The organism is Dactylosporangium salmoneum (assembly GCF_039532525.1).
GTDB classification, from domain to species: Bacteria; Actinomycetota; Actinomycetes; order Mycobacteriales; family Micromonosporaceae; genus Dactylosporangium; species Dactylosporangium salmoneum.
Genome location: NZ_BAAARV010000071.1, coordinates 50,747 through 67,019, shown reverse-complemented (window position 1 = coordinate 67,019; position 16,273 = coordinate 50,747). Strand labels below are relative to the sequence as shown.

At 72.2% G+C, this 16,273-nt stretch carries 17 protein-coding genes; 8 read left to right on the top strand and 9 right to left on the bottom strand.

Features of this window, described 5'->3' with window-relative positions:
- Positions 1-54 precede the first annotated feature (54 nt).
- A complete protein-coding gene (locus ABD352_RS36735; protein WP_344617157.1) occupies positions 55-534 on the bottom strand; it encodes a hypothetical protein in 480 nt (159 codons plus the stop codon).
- Between the two features lie 263 nt (positions 535-797).
- Here ABD352_RS36735 and ABD352_RS36730 point away from each other — a divergent pair, with 263 nt between their 5' ends.
- Entirely contained in the window at positions 798-1,805 is a 1,008-nt protein-coding gene (locus ABD352_RS36730) for a serine hydrolase (RefSeq protein ID WP_344617156.1), read from the top strand.
- Between the two features lie 236 nt (positions 1,806-2,041).
- Here ABD352_RS36730 and ABD352_RS36725 read toward each other — a convergent pair whose 3' ends face one another.
- Positions 2,042-3,244, bottom strand: coding sequence for an acyltransferase family protein (locus ABD352_RS36725; protein ID WP_344617155.1), 1,203 nt, complete (start codon positions 3,242-3,244; stop codon positions 2,042-2,044).
- Positions 3,245-3,378: 134 nt separating this feature from the next.
- Here ABD352_RS36725 and ABD352_RS36720 point away from each other — a divergent pair, with 134 nt between their 5' ends.
- The 3 genes from ABD352_RS36720 to ABD352_RS36710 are packed head-to-tail and all read left to right on the top strand — an operon-like array spanning position 3,379 to position 4,657.
- On the top strand, positions 3,379-3,720 hold the full coding sequence (locus ABD352_RS36720) for an ArsR/SmtB family transcription factor (RefSeq protein WP_344617154.1): 342 nt from the start codon (positions 3,379-3,381) through the stop codon (positions 3,718-3,720).
- Entirely contained in the window at positions 3,717-4,196 is a 480-nt protein-coding gene (locus ABD352_RS36715) for an SRPBCC family protein (RefSeq protein WP_344617153.1), read from the top strand. Before ABD352_RS36720 ends, ABD352_RS36715 begins: the two co-directional genes overlap by 4 nt.
- Positions 4,193-4,657, top strand: coding sequence for a DUF6069 family protein (locus ABD352_RS36710; RefSeq protein WP_344617152.1), 465 nt, complete (start codon positions 4,193-4,195; stop codon positions 4,655-4,657). The genes ABD352_RS36715 and ABD352_RS36710 overlap by 4 nt, the downstream gene beginning before the upstream one ends.
- Before the next feature lie 19 nt (positions 4,658-4,676).
- Here the strand turns inward: ABD352_RS36710 and ABD352_RS36705 are convergent, their stop codons facing one another.
- A complete protein-coding gene (locus tag ABD352_RS36705; protein WP_344617151.1) occupies positions 4,677-5,549 on the bottom strand; it encodes a fructosamine kinase family protein in 873 nt (290 codons plus the stop codon).
- 135 nt (positions 5,550-5,684) lie between these two features.
- On the opposite strand from ABD352_RS36705, the gene ABD352_RS36700 reads away from it, so the two are divergent.
- From ABD352_RS36700 to rph, 3 genes are all read left to right on the top strand, one after another.
- Complete coding sequence (locus ABD352_RS36700; RefSeq protein ID WP_344617150.1) at positions 5,685-6,326, top strand: hypothetical protein; 642 nt, start codon at positions 5,685-5,687, stop codon at positions 6,324-6,326.
- Positions 6,327-6,379: 53 nt separating this feature from the next.
- Complete coding sequence (locus ABD352_RS36695) at positions 6,380-7,045, top strand: class I SAM-dependent methyltransferase (protein ID WP_344617149.1); 666 nt, start codon at positions 6,380-6,382, stop codon at positions 7,043-7,045.
- 143 nt (positions 7,046-7,188) lie between these two features.
- Entirely contained in the window at positions 7,189-9,711 is a 2,523-nt protein-coding gene (gene rph / locus ABD352_RS36690; RefSeq protein ID WP_344617148.1) for a rifamycin-inactivating phosphotransferase, read from the top strand.
- A 15-nt stretch (positions 9,712-9,726) separates the two neighbouring features.
- Here the strand turns inward: rph and ABD352_RS36685 are convergent, their stop codons facing one another.
- From ABD352_RS36685 to ABD352_RS36665, 5 genes are all read right to left on the bottom strand, one after another.
- Positions 9,727-12,018: a putative bifunctional diguanylate cyclase/phosphodiesterase gene (locus ABD352_RS36685; RefSeq protein ID WP_344617147.1), complete on the bottom strand. Its 2,292-nt coding sequence runs from the start codon at positions 12,016-12,018 to the stop codon at positions 9,727-9,729.
- A 276-nt stretch (positions 12,019-12,294) separates the two neighbouring features.
- Positions 12,295-12,435 carry a hypothetical protein gene (locus ABD352_RS36680; protein WP_344617146.1) on the bottom strand — a complete coding sequence of 47 codons (141 nt, stop codon included), beginning with the start codon at positions 12,433-12,435 and terminating at the stop codon, positions 12,295-12,297.
- Positions 12,419-13,147 (bottom strand): histidine phosphatase family protein, encoded by a 729-nt coding sequence (locus tag ABD352_RS36675; RefSeq protein ID WP_344617145.1) that lies wholly within the window; start codon positions 13,145-13,147, stop codon positions 12,419-12,421. The genes ABD352_RS36680 and ABD352_RS36675 overlap by 17 nt, the downstream gene beginning before the upstream one ends.
- 39 nt (positions 13,148-13,186) lie before the next feature.
- The gene (locus ABD352_RS36670; protein WP_344617144.1) at positions 13,187-13,747 is read right to left on the bottom strand and encodes a cysteine hydrolase family protein; all 561 of its coding nucleotides are present in this window, start codon (positions 13,745-13,747) and stop codon (positions 13,187-13,189) included.
- Between the two features lie 16 nt (positions 13,748-13,763).
- A complete protein-coding gene (locus tag ABD352_RS36665; RefSeq protein WP_344617143.1) occupies positions 13,764-14,192 on the bottom strand; it encodes a MarR family winged helix-turn-helix transcriptional regulator in 429 nt (142 codons plus the stop codon).
- A gap of 142 nt (positions 14,193-14,334) precedes the next feature.
- Between ABD352_RS36665 and ABD352_RS36660 the strand changes: the two genes are divergently transcribed.
- Positions 14,335-15,141 (top strand): MBL fold metallo-hydrolase, encoded by an 807-nt coding sequence (locus ABD352_RS36660; protein WP_344617142.1) that lies wholly within the window; start codon positions 14,335-14,337, stop codon positions 15,139-15,141.
- Here the strand turns inward: ABD352_RS36660 and ABD352_RS36655 are convergent.
- Entirely contained in the window at positions 15,131-16,267 is a 1,137-nt protein-coding gene (locus ABD352_RS36655) for a SigB/SigF/SigG family RNA polymerase sigma factor (protein WP_344617141.1), read from the bottom strand. The genes ABD352_RS36660 and ABD352_RS36655 overlap by 11 nt on opposite strands.
- Between the last annotated feature and the right edge of the window lie 6 nt (positions 16,268-16,273).

Genomic DNA, 16,273 nt, shown 5'->3' with positions numbered 1-16,273 from the left:
CCGAGTGGTGCCACCCGGTGCCGTACACGGCGGCAAGTGCAACCGCGACTGGGTTCAGCTTCTGGACGTTTCTGCCGGAGGCCGCGGCCGCGATCGACCAGGTGGCACCTTCCTCCGGACGGTGATCAGCCGCGAGACCTGAGCGAAACCACGCTCGGTGCGCTCCACCATGACATCGCTCGCCGCGCTGTCGCTGGAACCAGCGTTCGTCATCGTCTGGTTCACCGCGACCCGCAAATCTATCGACCAGGACGCCTGCAGCTTCGTCTTGAGGAACGCGCGGAGATCATCCGCAGTGCCGTCCAGCCGCGCCTGAATTCTGCCGGGCAACGTGGTCAACGAGTTGGCGACCGCCGCGGCCAGGATCTGGTTGGCCAGCACCCGCACACTGGTGTCGGAAGCGGTATCGAGGTCGATGGTGACAAGCTGACGGATGTCCGAATACACGACCGTCCGGCAGGACGTCTGGGCCGTCCCGGGCGATCCGGTTTGCGCCACCGCCGATGCCGCCGGGATGAGCAGGGCCAGTACCAACAGGACACCGGCCGGGATCTTCCATCGCGTGCGAACGCTTCTCCCCGTTGAGTCGAATGTGCACGACCTTCGATGCCGGGCATACAAGCTCTTCGAGGTCCACACGGGCCGGTGAGTCCTGCCCGAGTCCCTCAGGACCAACCGCCGCACACTCATCGGTGGACGGCCGGTAGCAGCGCACGTCCTGCGGCCACCGGAGCACGGCACACCGTTCACATTTGCTGGCTTGAATATTATTTGTCCGACTTCTAGCCTCGGATGCCATGGAGATGACGCGACGGGCGGCGTTGGCGATCGGGGCCGGGGCGACCGCGGCATTGGCGGGGGCGGGCCGGGCCGCCGCGGCGCCGGTAGGTGACGAGCTGGCGAAGCTGCCGCCGGCCGAACGTATCCGCCGCACCTTCGCGCGCCAGTCGGCCAAGGCCGGCGGCAGCTGGTATTCGCACGTCACCCGGGTCGACGACGCCGGGGTGCTGCGGACCGTGGTCGAGCAGGACGCCGACCACGTGGTCAACGGCTACAGCGTGCAGAAGCTCGCCGTCGCCACCGCGGTCATGGACAAGATCGACCGCGGCGAGCTGCAGCTCGGCCAGAAGCTCGACCTGCAGGCCGACATCATCCTCGGCGGCAGCGGGATCTACTTCCTGCACACCGTCTGGGGCGACGACATCACGATCGCCAACTTCCTCACCGCGATGCTGCTCGTCTCGGACAACACCGCGGTACGCATGTGCGGCCGCGTCGTGCCGGCCCTGGAGATCAACGAGATCCTGGCGGCCAAGGGGTTCGTGCACACCCGGGTAGAGCCGGTGGCCAATCCCAATCGGTTCTACCTGGGCACGACCACCCCGCACGAGATCACCGACCTGCTGACCCGCCTCGCGAACCACACCTTGCTCGCGCCCACCTCGTGCACCTTCCTGCTGAGCATCCTGCGCTGGATCGACGGCTACCACGACGGTATCCGCCGCAACATGTCCTCCGAGGAGCGCAGCCGCGTCGCCACCAAGTACGGCGCCGACTTCAACAACCTGGGCGCCGCCCGCCACGAGGCCGGCATCATGTTCGGCACCGACGGCGCCCCGGCCCTCGTCTACAGCTTCTTCGCCGAGGCCCTCGGCGACCTGGACAACTACGGCGCCACCCACCCGGCGGTGGAGGCGCACGCGGTCCTCGGCCGCACCATGTTCGACACGATCAAGGACACCAAGGTCCCCGCCGCCCAAGCCAAATCGGTCGTACCGAAATTCCGCCCCCAGAACGGCGGCTGACAACGGCAGCGGCGGCCTCGTGTTCGCGGTGAGCGTCACGAACCGCGTGGCTTGTGGTGGCCCGGTTCGGGCAAGGTGATCTTATGGATCCGGCTTTCGTCGTCGAGCATGCGCCGGGGCTGCACATGCACCAGCTGGTGGACCCTGGCGGCCGTGACCCGAAGCATCGTGGCCATGAGCGACGCATGGCGTAGCCCGGCACGCTGAGGCGCGACGCCGTCGTGGTGCGGGCTGGACTACCGCCGCGACATCGCGTCAGGGGTGTGCCCGCCTTCCCGGTCCGTCGCCGCCAGCGCGTGCCGGGCCGACCGGCGCCGGCGTTGACGCCACCGTCCCGCGTCTCGCACCGTGACCGTGGCGTCAGCGGGGGCGGTGGCGGCGCGTTGCACCGGCAACAGTGCTGGCCGGCGGCGGGCGGCGAGGTCTTCCACCGGTCCCAGCACCAGCACCGGCACGCAGAGCAGGACCAGTGCCACGCCGAAGTACCCGAGCTGCGTCCAGGGCCCGAGCTGCCAGACCTGCAGCAGGTCACCGACCCAGAAGCACAGTGCGATGGCGATGTTGTGCCAGAGGTAGATCGTCACCGCGCGGGCGTTGAGCACGCTGACCGCGCCGTCCAGCAGCGGGAACCGGCGCAGCCACCGCATCGCCGGCGCCGCGCGCAGGAGCAGCACCGCGAACCCGAGCGAGTACAGGCCCTGCGCGAGCGGGATGTCGTTGAGGTTGCCGCTGCCGTCCTCGGCCGGGTGTGTCACCGCCCACCCGGCACCCGCCGCGAGACAGGCGCCGGCCAGCACGGCCACCTGCGCCGGGTGCAGGCGCCCGAGCGCGCCGGTGCGGTGCGCGAACCCTGCTATCCAGCACGCCCCGAACGTCGCCACGTCGACCACGACCGCCGCGGCCCGCCAGCCGAGCAGGTCCAGACCCGCGTGCCCGGGGGCCAGCTGGGTGGCGGCCAGCACGGCCAGCGGCACGGCCATCGCGACGAGCGGCAGCCGGCGGAACAGCCGCCAGGCCAGGGGCGACAGCAGCACCAGCCACAGATACGTCACGAGGTACCACAGGACGACGGTCGCGTCGCCGGCCCAGGCGCTGCCGGGCGGATCGGCCAGCGGCACCAGCCAGAACACGAGCAGGCGCAGATCCCGGCCGTTGGGGTCGGCCGCCGTCCACCCGTGCCACAGCATCACCGGCACGACGAACGCCGCCAGCACCCACAACGCGGGCAGCAGCCGCCGGATGCGGCTGGTCACCGCCCGCACCGCCGAGCGCTGCAGCGACGCCGCCATCAGCGAGCCGCCCAGGGCGAACATGACACCCATCGCGGGGAACGCGTAGCTGAGCCACACGACGCTGAACATGTGGAACACCACGACCCGGATGATCGCCACAGCGCGGAGCACATCCAGATACCGATCCCGGCCGGCAGGCAACGTCACCTACGCCATGGTGGGCACCGCAAGGCTCGCTTGCCGACGCTTCGCCCAGACATGGCCGACCCACCGACCCCGGACGGCTGAAGATACGGAACGCGCCCTTGACGGGCGTCGGGCATGGTTCAATACTTAGGTACGTGCCTAAGTATTCCGACGGGCTCGACCGGATGTTCCACGCCCTCGGCGACGCCAGCCGCCGCGCGATGGTGGAGCGGCTGGCCCGCGGTCCGGCGTCGGTGAGCGAGCTTGCCCGCCCGTTCGACATGGCCCTGCCCAGCGTGGTCCAGCACCTCGGCGTGCTCGAGGCCGCCGGGATCGTGGTGTCCACCAAGGTCGGCCGGGTCCGGACGTACCAGCTGGCGACCGACGCGCTCACGCCGGCGGCCGAATGGATCAGCCGGCAGCGCCTGCCCGCCGAGCGGCGCCTCGACCGGCTCGGCGCCTTCCTCGACACGCCCACCGACAAGGAGACGACATGAACGACACGACCGAACGCAGCCAGACGCACGCGACCTTCGTCATCGAGCGCACGTATCCCGTGCCCGTCGAGGAGGTCTGGCACGCGCTGTCCGACAACGACGCGCGGGACCAGTGGTTCGGCGGCGGGCCGGCGTTCGACGTCGAGCACAAGTCGCACGACTTCCGCGTCGGCGGGCGCGCCGTCGAGGAAGGCCAATGGCACGGCGGGCCGCGGTCGCGGTTCGAGTCCACCTACACCGACATCGTCGACCGGCGCCGCATCGTCTTCACCTACGACATGTGGGTCGACGGCCAGCACCTGTCCACGTCGCTGACCACCATCGCGGTGGAACCCGGCGAGGATGCCACCCGCCTGACGTACACCGAACAAGGCGTCCACTTCGACGGTCTGGACTCGGTCGAAGGTCGCGAAGAAGGTACCCGGGGCATCCTCGACGGCCTGGCGACCTTCCTGACGCAGCACCGCCGGCCGTGACCGACCAGCCCACGGCATCATCGCCCGGCCGGGTCAGCACGCCCGCGGGCCGGCTGGCGCTGATCGCCGCCGTACTTGCCGGACTGCTCCTGACCAACCTGGCCTTGTACGCCATCGGCCGCGCGCTCGGCGGCGTCTTCACCTACCGGCAGAACGGCGCGAACGTGCGGGTCGACCCGGTCGCGGTCACGTTCATGTCGCTCGTGCCGTTGGCGTTTGGGCTGGGCCTGGTCGCGGCGCTGTCCCGCAAGTGGCCGGCGGCCATCCTCGTCGCGCGCATCGCCGCCCCCACGCTCGCGGTGGCCACCATCGCGGTGATGACCCTTCCAGCCGGATTCGACACCACCAGCGCGGTGTCCCTCGCGGCAATGCACCTGACCACCATCCCGCCGACGCTGCTCGCCCTCAACGCGCTGCCGCGCGGTCCCGGCCGAGACACCCGGCAGTCCCCGGCCCGGTAGCCCGCTCCCAGCAAGGGGGTCAGGTCCGCGTCCGGAACGGCGCGAGGGTGGCACGGACGAGGTCGCCCGCGCCCCAGTCGTCGTCGAGCTGGGCCAGCACCGCGAGGTGCTGCCGCAGCTGGACGATCGGCATGCGGGACCGCCAGCCGGCATCGAGGGAGGTCAGCTCCGCATAGACGGCGAAGAACCGGGCCGCCTCGGGCGGTGGCACGGTCGACCACACGTGGGCGAGGTCGACCTCGGCCCACATGTAGGACACCGCCGGGTCGATCAGCGCGGGCCGGCCGTCCGGGGTGGCCAGCACGTTCGATGCCCACAGGTCGCCGTGGGTCAGGCAGGCCGGCCGATCCGGCAGCAGGTCAGGCAGCCGGTGACACAGCCGTTCCAGCGCCGCCCGGTCACCAGCGTCGAGTGCCGCCTCGACGCGGGGCTGGCCGAGCCACCGCAGCAGCCGGTGCTGGGCGAAGAACGCGAAGCCGTCGTCATCCCAGGTATTGATCTGCCGGCGGCGGCCCAGCCAGTTGTCGCGGTGCCACCCGAAGCGCGGATGGGTCGTACTCGTGTGCAGGCCGGCGAGGGCGTGCGCGAGCTGTTCCCAGAAGGTCTCGCTGGGCGGCCTCGGCCGCAGCACCGACAGCACCAGCAGTTCCCGGTTCGCCAGGATCACCTCGGGTGTCGCCATGCGGCCGAGCTCGCGCAGGGCGGCCAGCCCTTCGGCCTCCGCGGCGAAGACGTCGTCGCCCGGCGGGTCGGTGAAGGCCTTGACGAACACCGGCGGCGCATCCCGGCGCACGGCTACGCCCGCGAGCGCCGCGAACCCACCGGTCGCCGGCTCCACCGTGACAACGTCGCGCATCCCCGCCCGGTACAGACACTCCAGCAGGAACATCATCGACGGGCTCCTCTTGTCCGGGTTGCTCGTTCGCCAGATCCTCTGAACCAGATCCTATGAACACGACCAGTTGACCGCCAACCATCCGAGCGCCCTGCGACGTCCTCTCAGGCAACCAGTCCTTCAGGAGGATCGATGCGTCCCCGGCCAATCATGCTCCTCCCGCTCCTGCTCGCGCTGTCCGCCTGCGCGGGCACGGCCGACGGGTCGCGGCCCGGCGGCCCGGTCACCCCGTCGTCGATCCCGATCGACATCGGCCCGAGTGCCCGGGTCACCGGCAACACGATGCCGACGGGCATCGTGGTCGACGGCAAGGAGCTGGTGCTGTTCTTCTGGGGCGCCTCCGACAGTCCGGTGTTCGCCCAGGCGGTGCGCGACACCCGCACCGGCGCCGTCAGCCAGGACGTCGGTATGTGCCGCGGCGGCACCGGATCCGACCTGCGGCCCCCGTTCCTCGCCCTGCAGCAGTGCGTCGCGACCGACGGCTCCCTCATCGAGTTCGGCGCTTTCCGGGGCGAGGCGGCGCGGGTCACCAGCCAGGCCGAGGGCACCACCACCGAGGCGTCCTTCGCCCGCTGGGACCAGGACACCGTCACCGTCTTCTGGCTGCGGCGCCAGGGCAAGCCGGCGCCGGAGGACATCTTCTTCCCCGACCGCGGCGAGACGAGTCCGGGACCGGAGGCGCAGTATCCCCTCGTCACCGTCTACAACGCCAAGGGCAAGGCGGTCGCGTCCGCCCGGATCCGGCCCGGGATGGGCCAGCAGAAGGGCGGCTGATCCTCGGGCGGCCCGGGGTTGCGGCCTGGCCGAGGTTCCGAGATATTCGGCTGATGGCTGGTGGTGACGATCTGGGGGCGTTGCTCGACGAGCAGGCCGCGTTCTATCGGGCGGTTTCGGCCGAGTACGACGACCATGCGCTGCCATTTCCCGGCGGCGGCGAGCTGTCCCAGGCGCTGGATGCCTTCCGGCCGGCGGGCAGCGTGCTCGAACTCGCCTGCGGTCCCGGCACCTGGACGCCCCGGCTGCTGCGGCACGCCACCGACGTCACGGCCGTGGACGCCTCGGCCGAGATGCTCGGCATCGCCGCGGCCCGTGCCGGCCGGGAGCGGGTGCGATTCGTGCAGGCCGATCTGTTCGACTGGCGGCCGGACCGCCGCTACGACGTCGTGTTCTTCGGGTTCTGGCTGTCGCACGTTCCGACCGAGCGCTTCGCGTCGTTCTGGTCGCTGGTGGCCGACTGTCTGCGGCCCGATGGACGGGTGTTCTTCGTCGACGACGCGTACCGCACGGACGAGGAACTCATCGAGGGCGAGCACTCCCCGGTCATCCAACGCCGGCTCACCGACGGGACGGCCTACCGGATCGTCAAGGTGCCGCACCGGCCCGAAGACCTCGAACAGCGGCTCGACCGGATCGGCTGGCGCATCAGGGTCCATCCGACTTCCGGGCCGTTCTACTGGGGCAGCGGCAACCGCCCGCAGACGACGAGAAAGTAAGGCAAAAAAGAAGGCAAGGAAATCTCACTCCCTGCCACTTTTAACATATAGCAGACTGGGGGGCTTGCCGCAAGACCCGGGTCACGCTGCAGAATCGTCGGCCGGACCAAGAACGGACGACGACATGGGGGCACGACGTGCTGGTGTTGGGTCTTCACGAGGTTGACGAGACGCGGCTCGCGGTCGTTGGCGGCAAGGGCGCGCATCTGGGGGCGCTGTCGCGGATCGAGGGCATCAGCGTGCCGGCCGGCTTCTGCGTGACGACGGACGCCTTCCGGCGGATCATGGCGGCCGCACCCTCGATCGGCGGGCGGCTCGATCAGCTGTCGCGCCTGAGCCCCGACGACCGGGAGGCGATCCGCACGCTCAGCGCGGAGATCCGCCGGACCGTCGAAGGGGTCACCATCCCGGACGATCTGGCGGCGGCGATCACCGGCGCCCTCGCCCAGCTCGGCGAGCAGGCCGCCTACGCCGTGCGATCCAGCGCGACGGCAGAGGACCTGCCGACGGCCTCCTTCGCCGGCCAGCAGGACACGTACCTCAACGTCGTGGGGCCGGCGGCGATTCTCCAGCACGTCAGCCGGTGCTGGGCCTCGCTGTTCACCGAGCGGGCCGTGACCTACCGCCAGCGCAACGGCATCGACCACCGTACGGTCCACATGGCCGTGGTCGTGCAGCGGATGGTCCTCCCGGACGCGGCCGGCATCCTGTTCACGGCCGACCCCGTCACGTCCAACCGGAAGGTCACCTCCGTGGAGGCGTGCTTCGGCCTCGGCGAGGCCCTGGTCTCCGGCCTGGTGAACCCGGATGTCTTCAAGGTCCGCGACGGCGAGGTGGTCGCCAAGACCATCGCCACGGACCCGGAGCGGCCGGCGCTGACGGATGCGCAGGTCGTGCGGCTCGCGCGGCTCGGCCGGCGGATCGAGGCGCACTTCGGCCGCCCCCAGGACATCGAATGGTGCCTGGCCGGCGACGACTTCCAGATCGTCCAGAGCCGGCCGATCACCACGCTGTTCCCCATCCCCGAGTCCGGCGACGGGGAGAACCACGTCTATCTCTCCGTCGGCCATCAGCAGATGATGACCGACCCCATGAAGCCCCTGGGGCTCTCCTTCTGGCAGATGACGACCCCCGCGCCCATGGCCGAGGCCGGCGGCCGCCTGTTCGTCGACGTCACCCGTAGGCTGGCCTCGCCGGCGAGCCGCGACGGCCTCGTGGAGCTCATGGGGAGATCCGATCCGCTGACCGCGGACGCGGTGCGGACCGTCCTCGAGCGCGACGGCTTCATCCGGCCGCTGCCGGACGAGGGTCCCCCCGGGCCACTGCCCGGCGGCGCGCCGGCCCCGATCGAGACCGATCCGGCCATCGTCACCGAGCTGATCGGGCTCAGCGAGGCGTCCATCGCCGCCTCGGAACACGAGATCCGGACGAAGTCCGGTGAGGCGCTGCTCGACTTCATCCGGGCGGACATCCAGGAGCTGCGGCGGATCCTGTTCGATCCGCGGAGCCATCGGGTGTTCATGTCGGCGATGGAGGCCACCTGGTGGCTCAACGAGCGGCTGGAGGCGTGGCTGGGCGAGAAGAACGCGGCGGACACGCTCACGCAGTCCGTGCCCCACAACGTCACGTCGGAGATGGGGCTGGCGCTGCTCGACGTCGCCGACGTGATCCGCGCCCATCCGGACGTGGTGGCGTTGCTGCGGCACGTCGAGGACGAGGGTTTCCTGGACGAGCTGCCCGGGCTCGACGGCGGGCGGGAAGCGCGCGACGCCATCGAGGCCTGGCTCGGCACGTACGGCATGCGCTGCGTCGGCGAGATCGACATCACGCGGCCGCGCTGGAGCGAACGCCCCTCCATGCTCGTGCCCATGATCCTCGGCAACATCAGGAACTTCGAGCCCGGCGAGAGCCGGCGACGCTTCGAGCAGGGCCGGCAGGAGGCCTGGAAGCAGGAGCAGGAGCTGCTGGAGCGCCTGCGGGTCCTGCCGGACGGGGAGAGCAAGGCCGACGAGACGAAGCGGATGATCGACCGGGTCCGGACCTTCATCGGCTACCGGGAGTATCCGAAGTACGGCATGGTCAGCCGCTACTTCGTGTACAAGCAGGCCCTGCTGGAGGAGGCCGGGCGCCTCGCGCGGGCCCGCGTGCTGCGCGAGCCGGAGGACATCTTCTACCTCACGTTCCAGGAGCTCCACGACGTCGTGCGCACGAACCGCGTGGACGACCGGCTCATCGGCCGGCGCAAGGAGGAGTTCAGGTCGTATCAGGCGCTCACGCCGCCCCGGGTGCTCACGTCGGACGGCGAGGCCATCACCGGGACGTACCGGCGTGACGATGCGCCGGCCGGCGCGCTGATCGGCCTTCCGGTCTCCGCCGGGACCGTCGAGGGGCGGGCCCGCGTCATCCTGGACATGGCACAGGCCGATCTCGAACCGGGCGACATCCTCGTCACGGCCCACACGGACCCCAGCTGGACGCCCCTCTTCGTCGCCGTCGCAGGCCTGGTGACGGAGGTCGGAGGACTGATGACGCACGGCGCGGTGATCGCGCGGGAGTACGGATTGCCGGCCGTCGTCGGTGTCGTGGATGCCACCCGGCTGATCCGCGACGGGCAGCGGATCCGCGTGCACGGAACCGACGGGTACGTCGAGATGCTGGACGCGTAGCGGTCCGGCAGCGGCTCAGGATGCCACCAGCTCCGGGGCGAAGGCGTGGGCGGTGGCGGCGGCCGGGGCCGGCCGGCCCAGCAGGTAGCCCTGGACCCGGTCGCAGCCGAGGCGGCGCAGCAGCTCGGCATGCTCCTCGGTCTCCACGCCCTCGGCCACGGTGATGAGGCCCAGGCTGCGGGCCAGGTCGACGATCGCCCGCACCAGCGCGGTCTGGCCCGCCACGTCGTCGCTGCTGTGCGGCAGGAACGAGCGGTCGATCTTGAGGATGTCGATCGGCAGGTCGCGCAGGTAGGCCAGGGACGAGTACCCGGTGCCGAAGTCGTCGATGGCGACCCGCACGCCGATCGCGCGCAGGGCGGTGAGGTGGGCGATCGTAAGCTCGGCCTGCGGGCCGGCGCCGACCAGGACGCCCTCGGTGATCTCCAGCGTGAGGGCGGCGCCGGGCAGGCCGGAGGCCTCCAGGGCACGGTGCACGCGGCAGACGAAGTCGGGCTCGGCGAGCTGGCGCGGGGAGACGTTGACGCTGACCCCGGCGCCATGGCGGGCGTGCCACGGGGCGGCGTCGCGGCAGGCGCGGGCCAGCACCCAGTCGCCCAGCGCCACGATGAGGCCGCTGGCCTCCGCGGCCGGGATGAACCGGTCCGGGCCGATCGGCGCGCCGCCGGGCGGGCACCAGCGCACCAGGGCCTCCACGCCGATGACCCGGTTGCCGTCGAGGGCGACGATCGGCTGGTAATGCACGGCCAGCTCGTCGGCGGCCAGAGCCGCCCGCAGCTGCTCGGCGGTGCGGCTGCGCTGCAGCTGCTGGTCGCGCAGCTGCTCGTCGAAGGGCAGGACGCGATCCTTGCCGGCCGCCTTGGCCGCGTAGAGGGCCACGTCGGCGTCGCTGAGCACGGTGGTCGGGCCGGCCGCGGCGCCGAACTGGCGGGCGCCCGCGGTGGCGGAGACGAACAGCTCGGCGCCGCCGACGTCGACCGGCTGGCGCAGCGCGGCCAGCATCCGCTCGCCGCGCTCGAGCAGCTCGGCCTCGCTCGCGCGCGGGCACAGCAGGGCGAACTCGTCGCCGCCGAGGCGGGCGAGGGTGTCGCCGGGGGTGAGCAGGCCCTCCAGGCGGCGGCCGACCGCGATGAGCAGGGCGTCGCCGGTCGGGTGGCCGAAGCGGTCGTTGACGTCCTTGAAGCCGTCGAGGTCGAACAGGACCAGGCCGCCGCCCCCGCCGCCGGTCAGCAGCTCGACGAGCCGGTCGTCGAGCAGCCGCCGGTTGGGCAGGCCGGTCAGGGCGTCGTGCAGGGCGTGGTGGCGCAGCAGGGCCTGCATCTGCGACTGCTGGCGCAGGGACTCCTGCAGGTCGAGGGCGCGGCGCTGCTCGATCCGCCCGGCGTGGCCGAGCCGGATGACGAGCAGCACGGCGGTCACGGCGGCCGGGGCGAGCGGGACGACGACGTCGAGCGCGTCGAAGACGCCCCGGTCGAGCTGGGCCAGCAGCGAGTAGGCGGTGGCGGCCGGGCCGATGAGCACGACCACGGCGTACACCACCGTCACCCACCTCGACGAGGACGGCAGGGCCGGCGGGGAGGGCGTGCTCGCCGACGGGTGCAGCACCGCGGCGGCGATGCACGAGTAGGTGGCGACCCAGCAGGCGACGGTCGGGCCGGGGCCGGCCCAGGAGCCGCCGAGGGCGGCCGACACGAAGTACGACACGTCGGCGGTGAGCAGGCAGGCGGCCCCGCCGAGCAGGAGCAGGTTGGTGCCGCGCAGCGTGCCCGAGGCCACGACCATGCGCACCGCGGTGGCGAGGATCAGCAGGTCCAGCGGCGGGTACAGGGCGACGGTGAGGCTCACCGGGTGGCCCGGCTGGTGGCGCACCAGCGGGTCGTAGAGCAGCACCCAGGTGACGACGACGGCGGTGCACAGCGCGATGCCGGCCTCGGTGAAGCCGACGAGCTTGGAGCCGTACCGGCTGGTGGACGGCAGGCTGAGAAGGCCGGCGGCGATGAGCGGGTACATGGCGAAGTAGGTGGCGTCGACCGCCGGCATGCCCGAGCCCGGGTGCCCCAGCGCGACGGCCACGGACCAGCACAGGTCCGCGAGCCCGGCGCAGCTCATCGCGGCCGCGAGCAGCCACCACGTGCGCCGCTGGTCGGCCTTGCCCGCCCGCAGCCGGGCGACGAGGACCCCGACCGCGCAGGCGGAGGCGAACGCGTAGGTGAGCAGCTGGGCCGAGGTCGGCAGCAGCGGCGCGGCGATCGCGACCGGAAGGCCGCCGAGGAGGTACCACCACCAAGCGTTCGCCTGGAAACGCATGCGGGCGACCCTCCCGAAGTCCGCGGACCTGCCGGTGTCCAGGATCACCCGCCCGCGGTGCGGACCGGTTGCGGCCGCGGTTGCAGACGGTGCCGATCGTGCGGGCGCCTCGTGGGCCCGCGCGGCCGGGTAGCCGGCGCGGTTGCGGATGGTGCCGATCGTGTAGGCGACCCCGTCGAACAGCTCGCGCGCCAGGTGGCCGGCGCGGTTTCAGATGGTGCCGATCGTGTAGGCGACCCCGTCGAACAGCTCGCGCGCCAGGTGGCCGGCGCGGTTTCAGATGGTGCCGATCGTGTAGGCGACCCCGTCGAACAGCACGGTCCCCCGCCCGTGCTTGTCACCGCCGGGCGCGGCGGGCAGCGGCCAGTCGCGCAGCAGCGCCGGCGTGATGGTGCGCGGTTCAGCCGGCCTCGGCACGGACGTCCTCCTGGCTGGTCGAGACGGTCCCCGCCGCGTGCAGGTGCTCGACGAAGTTGAACCGCTCGGGGCGCAGGACCCCGCCCTCGAGGCGCCAGCTGCTGATCGAGCCGTTGGCCATCGCGGTGGTGCGGGCCAGGCGGAGCAGCTCCTCCTCGCCGAGGCCTTCCACGAGGTACCGCAGCAGCAGCGCCAGCGCGTCGTGCGCCACGAGCAGGACCCGCCCGCCCGGATGGTCCTCGCGCAGGTCCCGCCGCAGGCTGCGCAGCCGCAGCAGCACGTCGGCCCACGACTCCCCGCCCGGCGGCCGGTAGTACAGCTTGCCGAGGCGCCGCCGCTGGTGGGCCTCGCCGGGCAGCCGGGCCTCGACGCCGGCCCGGGTGAGCCGGTCGAGCGCGCCGAGCTCCCGGTCGCGCAGCCGCTCGTCGACGCGGACCGGCACGCCCAGCCCGTCGAGCGCGAGCTCGGCGGTCTGGCGCGCCCGCAGGTACGGCGACACCACCACCGCCTCGGGCCGCTGCGCCTCCGACAGCCCCGCGAGCCACTTCCCCACCGCCCGCGCCTGGTCCTGCCCGAGGTCGGTCAGCGGGACGTCGGCGTCGCGCTCCGCGATGTCGATCACCTCGGTCCGGGCCAGCTCGGCCTCCTCGGCCCGGACGTTGCCGGTGCTCTGGCCGTGCCGGACGACCCCCAGCCACCCCAATTCCGCCATGTCGCCGGGATACCCATGGGCCGGGGCGCGACACGCCGCCTACAGCGTGGCGGCCCACTCCTCGACCGTCGTCACCTGCGCCTGCCGCGGGAACACCTTCTCGGTGAGCACCCGGTGCACCTCCGGGTCCGGATCGATGCAGGCGTCGGCGAGCACGACGAGCCGGTAGTCGAGGTCGGCCGCCTGGCGCAGCGTGGAGAGCACGACGCCGCTGGTGGAGATGCCGGCCAGCACCAGCGTGCCGGCCCCGGCGCCGCGCAGCAGCACGTCGAGGTCGCTGCCGCTGAAGGCGCTCACCCGGCGCTTGAGGATCACCGGCTCGTCGGGCCGGGCCTCCAGCGCGGGGTGCAGCTGGGTGGCCGGGTGGTCCTGGGTCATCGCGTCGCCGAACTGCACGACGCGCCCGAACGTCTGGTTGGACCCGGCGGCCTCCGGGTACCCGGCCCGGAACGCGACCCGGACGAACATCACCGGGACGCCGGCCTTGCGGGCGGCCGCGACCGCGGCGAGCCCGCCGCCGATCAGGGCCTCGCCGCCGGACCGCTCGATGATGCCGTTCTGGTAGTCCATGACGAGCAGCACGGCACGGTTGTCGGACATGGTTTCGGTACCTTTCCTACTGCGTCAGCGCGCCCAGCAGGCCGAGCGCCTCGTTGATGATCGCCAGCTGCTCCGCGGTGAACCGCCGGTCGAGCTCCCGGGCCAGCCACGCGCTGCGCCCGGCCTTCTCCTCCTGGCCGCGCCGCTTCCCGGCCGGGCTCAGCGTGATGATCTGCCGCCGCCCGTCCTCGGGATCGGCCGCCCGCTCGATGAGCCCGAGCTCCTCGAGCCCGTTGAGGGTGGCGGTCATCGACTGCGACCGCACCCCCTCGGCCAGCGCCAGCACGGTGGTCGAGGACGCGCCGTCGTCGTAGAGGCGCAGCAGAACCGCCGACTGCGAGGGCGTCAGCCCGCTGGAGGGCAGCTGCCGCATCCGCGCCTTGAGCCCGCGGAACAGCGCGACCAGGTCCTGAGCGGCGGCGGCCGCGCCCGGCGTCCCGTCCACGCCCACCACCTCCTTCGGAAAACTACGTAGACTCTATTACGTAGTTTACCTACGAAGTAACCCGCGTGGCTCCTGCTGCCACAAGGCTCGCGGGAAACCCGAAGGATTGTGTCGGGGCCGCCGGCGCGGGTAGCGGGCCCGCATGGACACCTCGGCGACCTTCATCGGCACCGCCACCGTGCTGCTGCGCCTCGGCGGGTTCACCATGCTGACCGACCCGAACTTCCTGCACCGCGGGCAGCGGGCCTACCTCGGGTACGGCCTGTCGAGCAGGCGGCGCACCGAGCCCGCGCTCGGCCCGGGCGACCTGCCGAGCCTCGACGGCATCGTGCTGTCGCACCTGCACGGCGACCACTTCGACCGGATCGCGAGGCGGCGGCTGCCGCGGGACGTGCCGGTGCTCACCACCCGCCCGGCCGCCCGCCAGCTCACGAGGTGGAGGTTCGGCGCCGCCATGGGCCTGCGCGACTGGGAGGATGTCGTGCTGCGCCGGCCCGGCGAGTCGCTGCGCATCACCGCGGTGCCGGCCCGCCACGGCCCCGCGGGGGTGTACCGGGCCCTGCCTGCCACCATGGGGAGCATCCTGGAGTGGGAGCGCGACGGCGGGGCGCGGCTGCGGCTGTACATCAGCGGCGACACCCGCTTCCAGCGCCGGGCGCTGCGGGAGATCCCGCACCGCTTCGGCGACGTCGACGCCATGCTGCTGCACCTGGGCGGCACGCGGCTGCTGGGGATGCTGGTCACCATGGACGCGCCGGAGGGGATGGCGCTCGCCCGGCTGGTCCGGCCGCGGCGGATCGTGCCGATCCACTACGACGACTATCCGGTGTTCCACGATCCGCTGTCGAACTTCCTGCAGCTGGCGGGCGCGAGCGAGCTGGCCGGGGCGGTGCGGCCGGTGGGGCGCGGGGAGACCGTCGACCTGGCGCCGGCGGTGCTCACTCGCTGAGGCGGCGGCGCAGGAACTGCAGGGCGTGGGTCAGCAGGCGGGACACGTGCATCTGCGACATGCCGACCCGCTCGGCGATCTCGGTCTGGGTCAGGTTGCCGTAGAAGCGCAGGGCCAGGATGCGCTGCTCGCGCTCGGGCAGGCGCTCGACCAGCACCCGCAGCGCCTCGCGGAACTCCACCATGCCGAAGTCGGCCGGCTCGCCGCCGATGGTGTCGGCGATCGTGGTCGAGTCGTCGGCGGTGCGCGTCGGGGTGTCCAGGGACACCGGGCGGTACGCGTGGCCGGCCCCCAGCACCTCGATGACCTCCTCCTCGGGGGCGTCGAGGTGCTCGGCGAGGTCGGTGACGGTCGGCGAGCGGCCGAGCCGCTGGGTGAGGTCGTCGCGGGCCTGGTTGACCCGCAGCCGCAGCTCCTGCAGGCGCCGGGGCAGCCGCACGCCCCAGGTGCGGTCGCGGAAGTGCCGCTTGATCTCCCCGGCGATGGTCGGGGTGGCGTAGGCGCCGAACTCGATGCCGCGGTCGGGGTCGAAGCCGTCGACGGCCTTGATCAGCCCGAGCGCGGCCACCTGGGTGAGGTCGGCGAGCGGCTCGCCGGCCCCGCCGTAGCGGCGGGCCAGCTGCTCGGCGGTCGGCAGGCAGGCCTCGATCACCGACTCGCGGATCCGGGACCGCCCCGGGTCGCCGGGGGCCAGGCGGTGCAGCCGGGCCAGCTGCTCGGTCGCCTCCGGGGGCCAGTGGCCGTGCCCGAGGTGCAGCCCGTCGAGGTCGACCGGCCGGCGCTGGCGCTCGGACGGCGGCCAGTCCAGCTCGTCGTAGGCGCCCAGCTCCTTGGCCACCCCGGCGACCTCGACGGCGCTCAGCACCGTGCCGCGGGTCCCGGCGAGGTGGATCGTGGCGTCCAACTGGGCGGCGCGGTGGTGCAGGTACAGCATCACCTTGATCGCGGAGGCGTCGATCAGCCGCAGGTCGGACACCTCGACCGCGATGTCGCGCGTCCCAGCGTCGAAGCGTTCGAAGATGACCTGGCGCAGATATGGCGCGGACGCGTAGTCGAGCGTCCCGGTCAGCTCCAGCAGGCTTTCGTCCCGCCGGGTCGACAGGCTGACGCCCAGGTCCACGGTCACCCGATT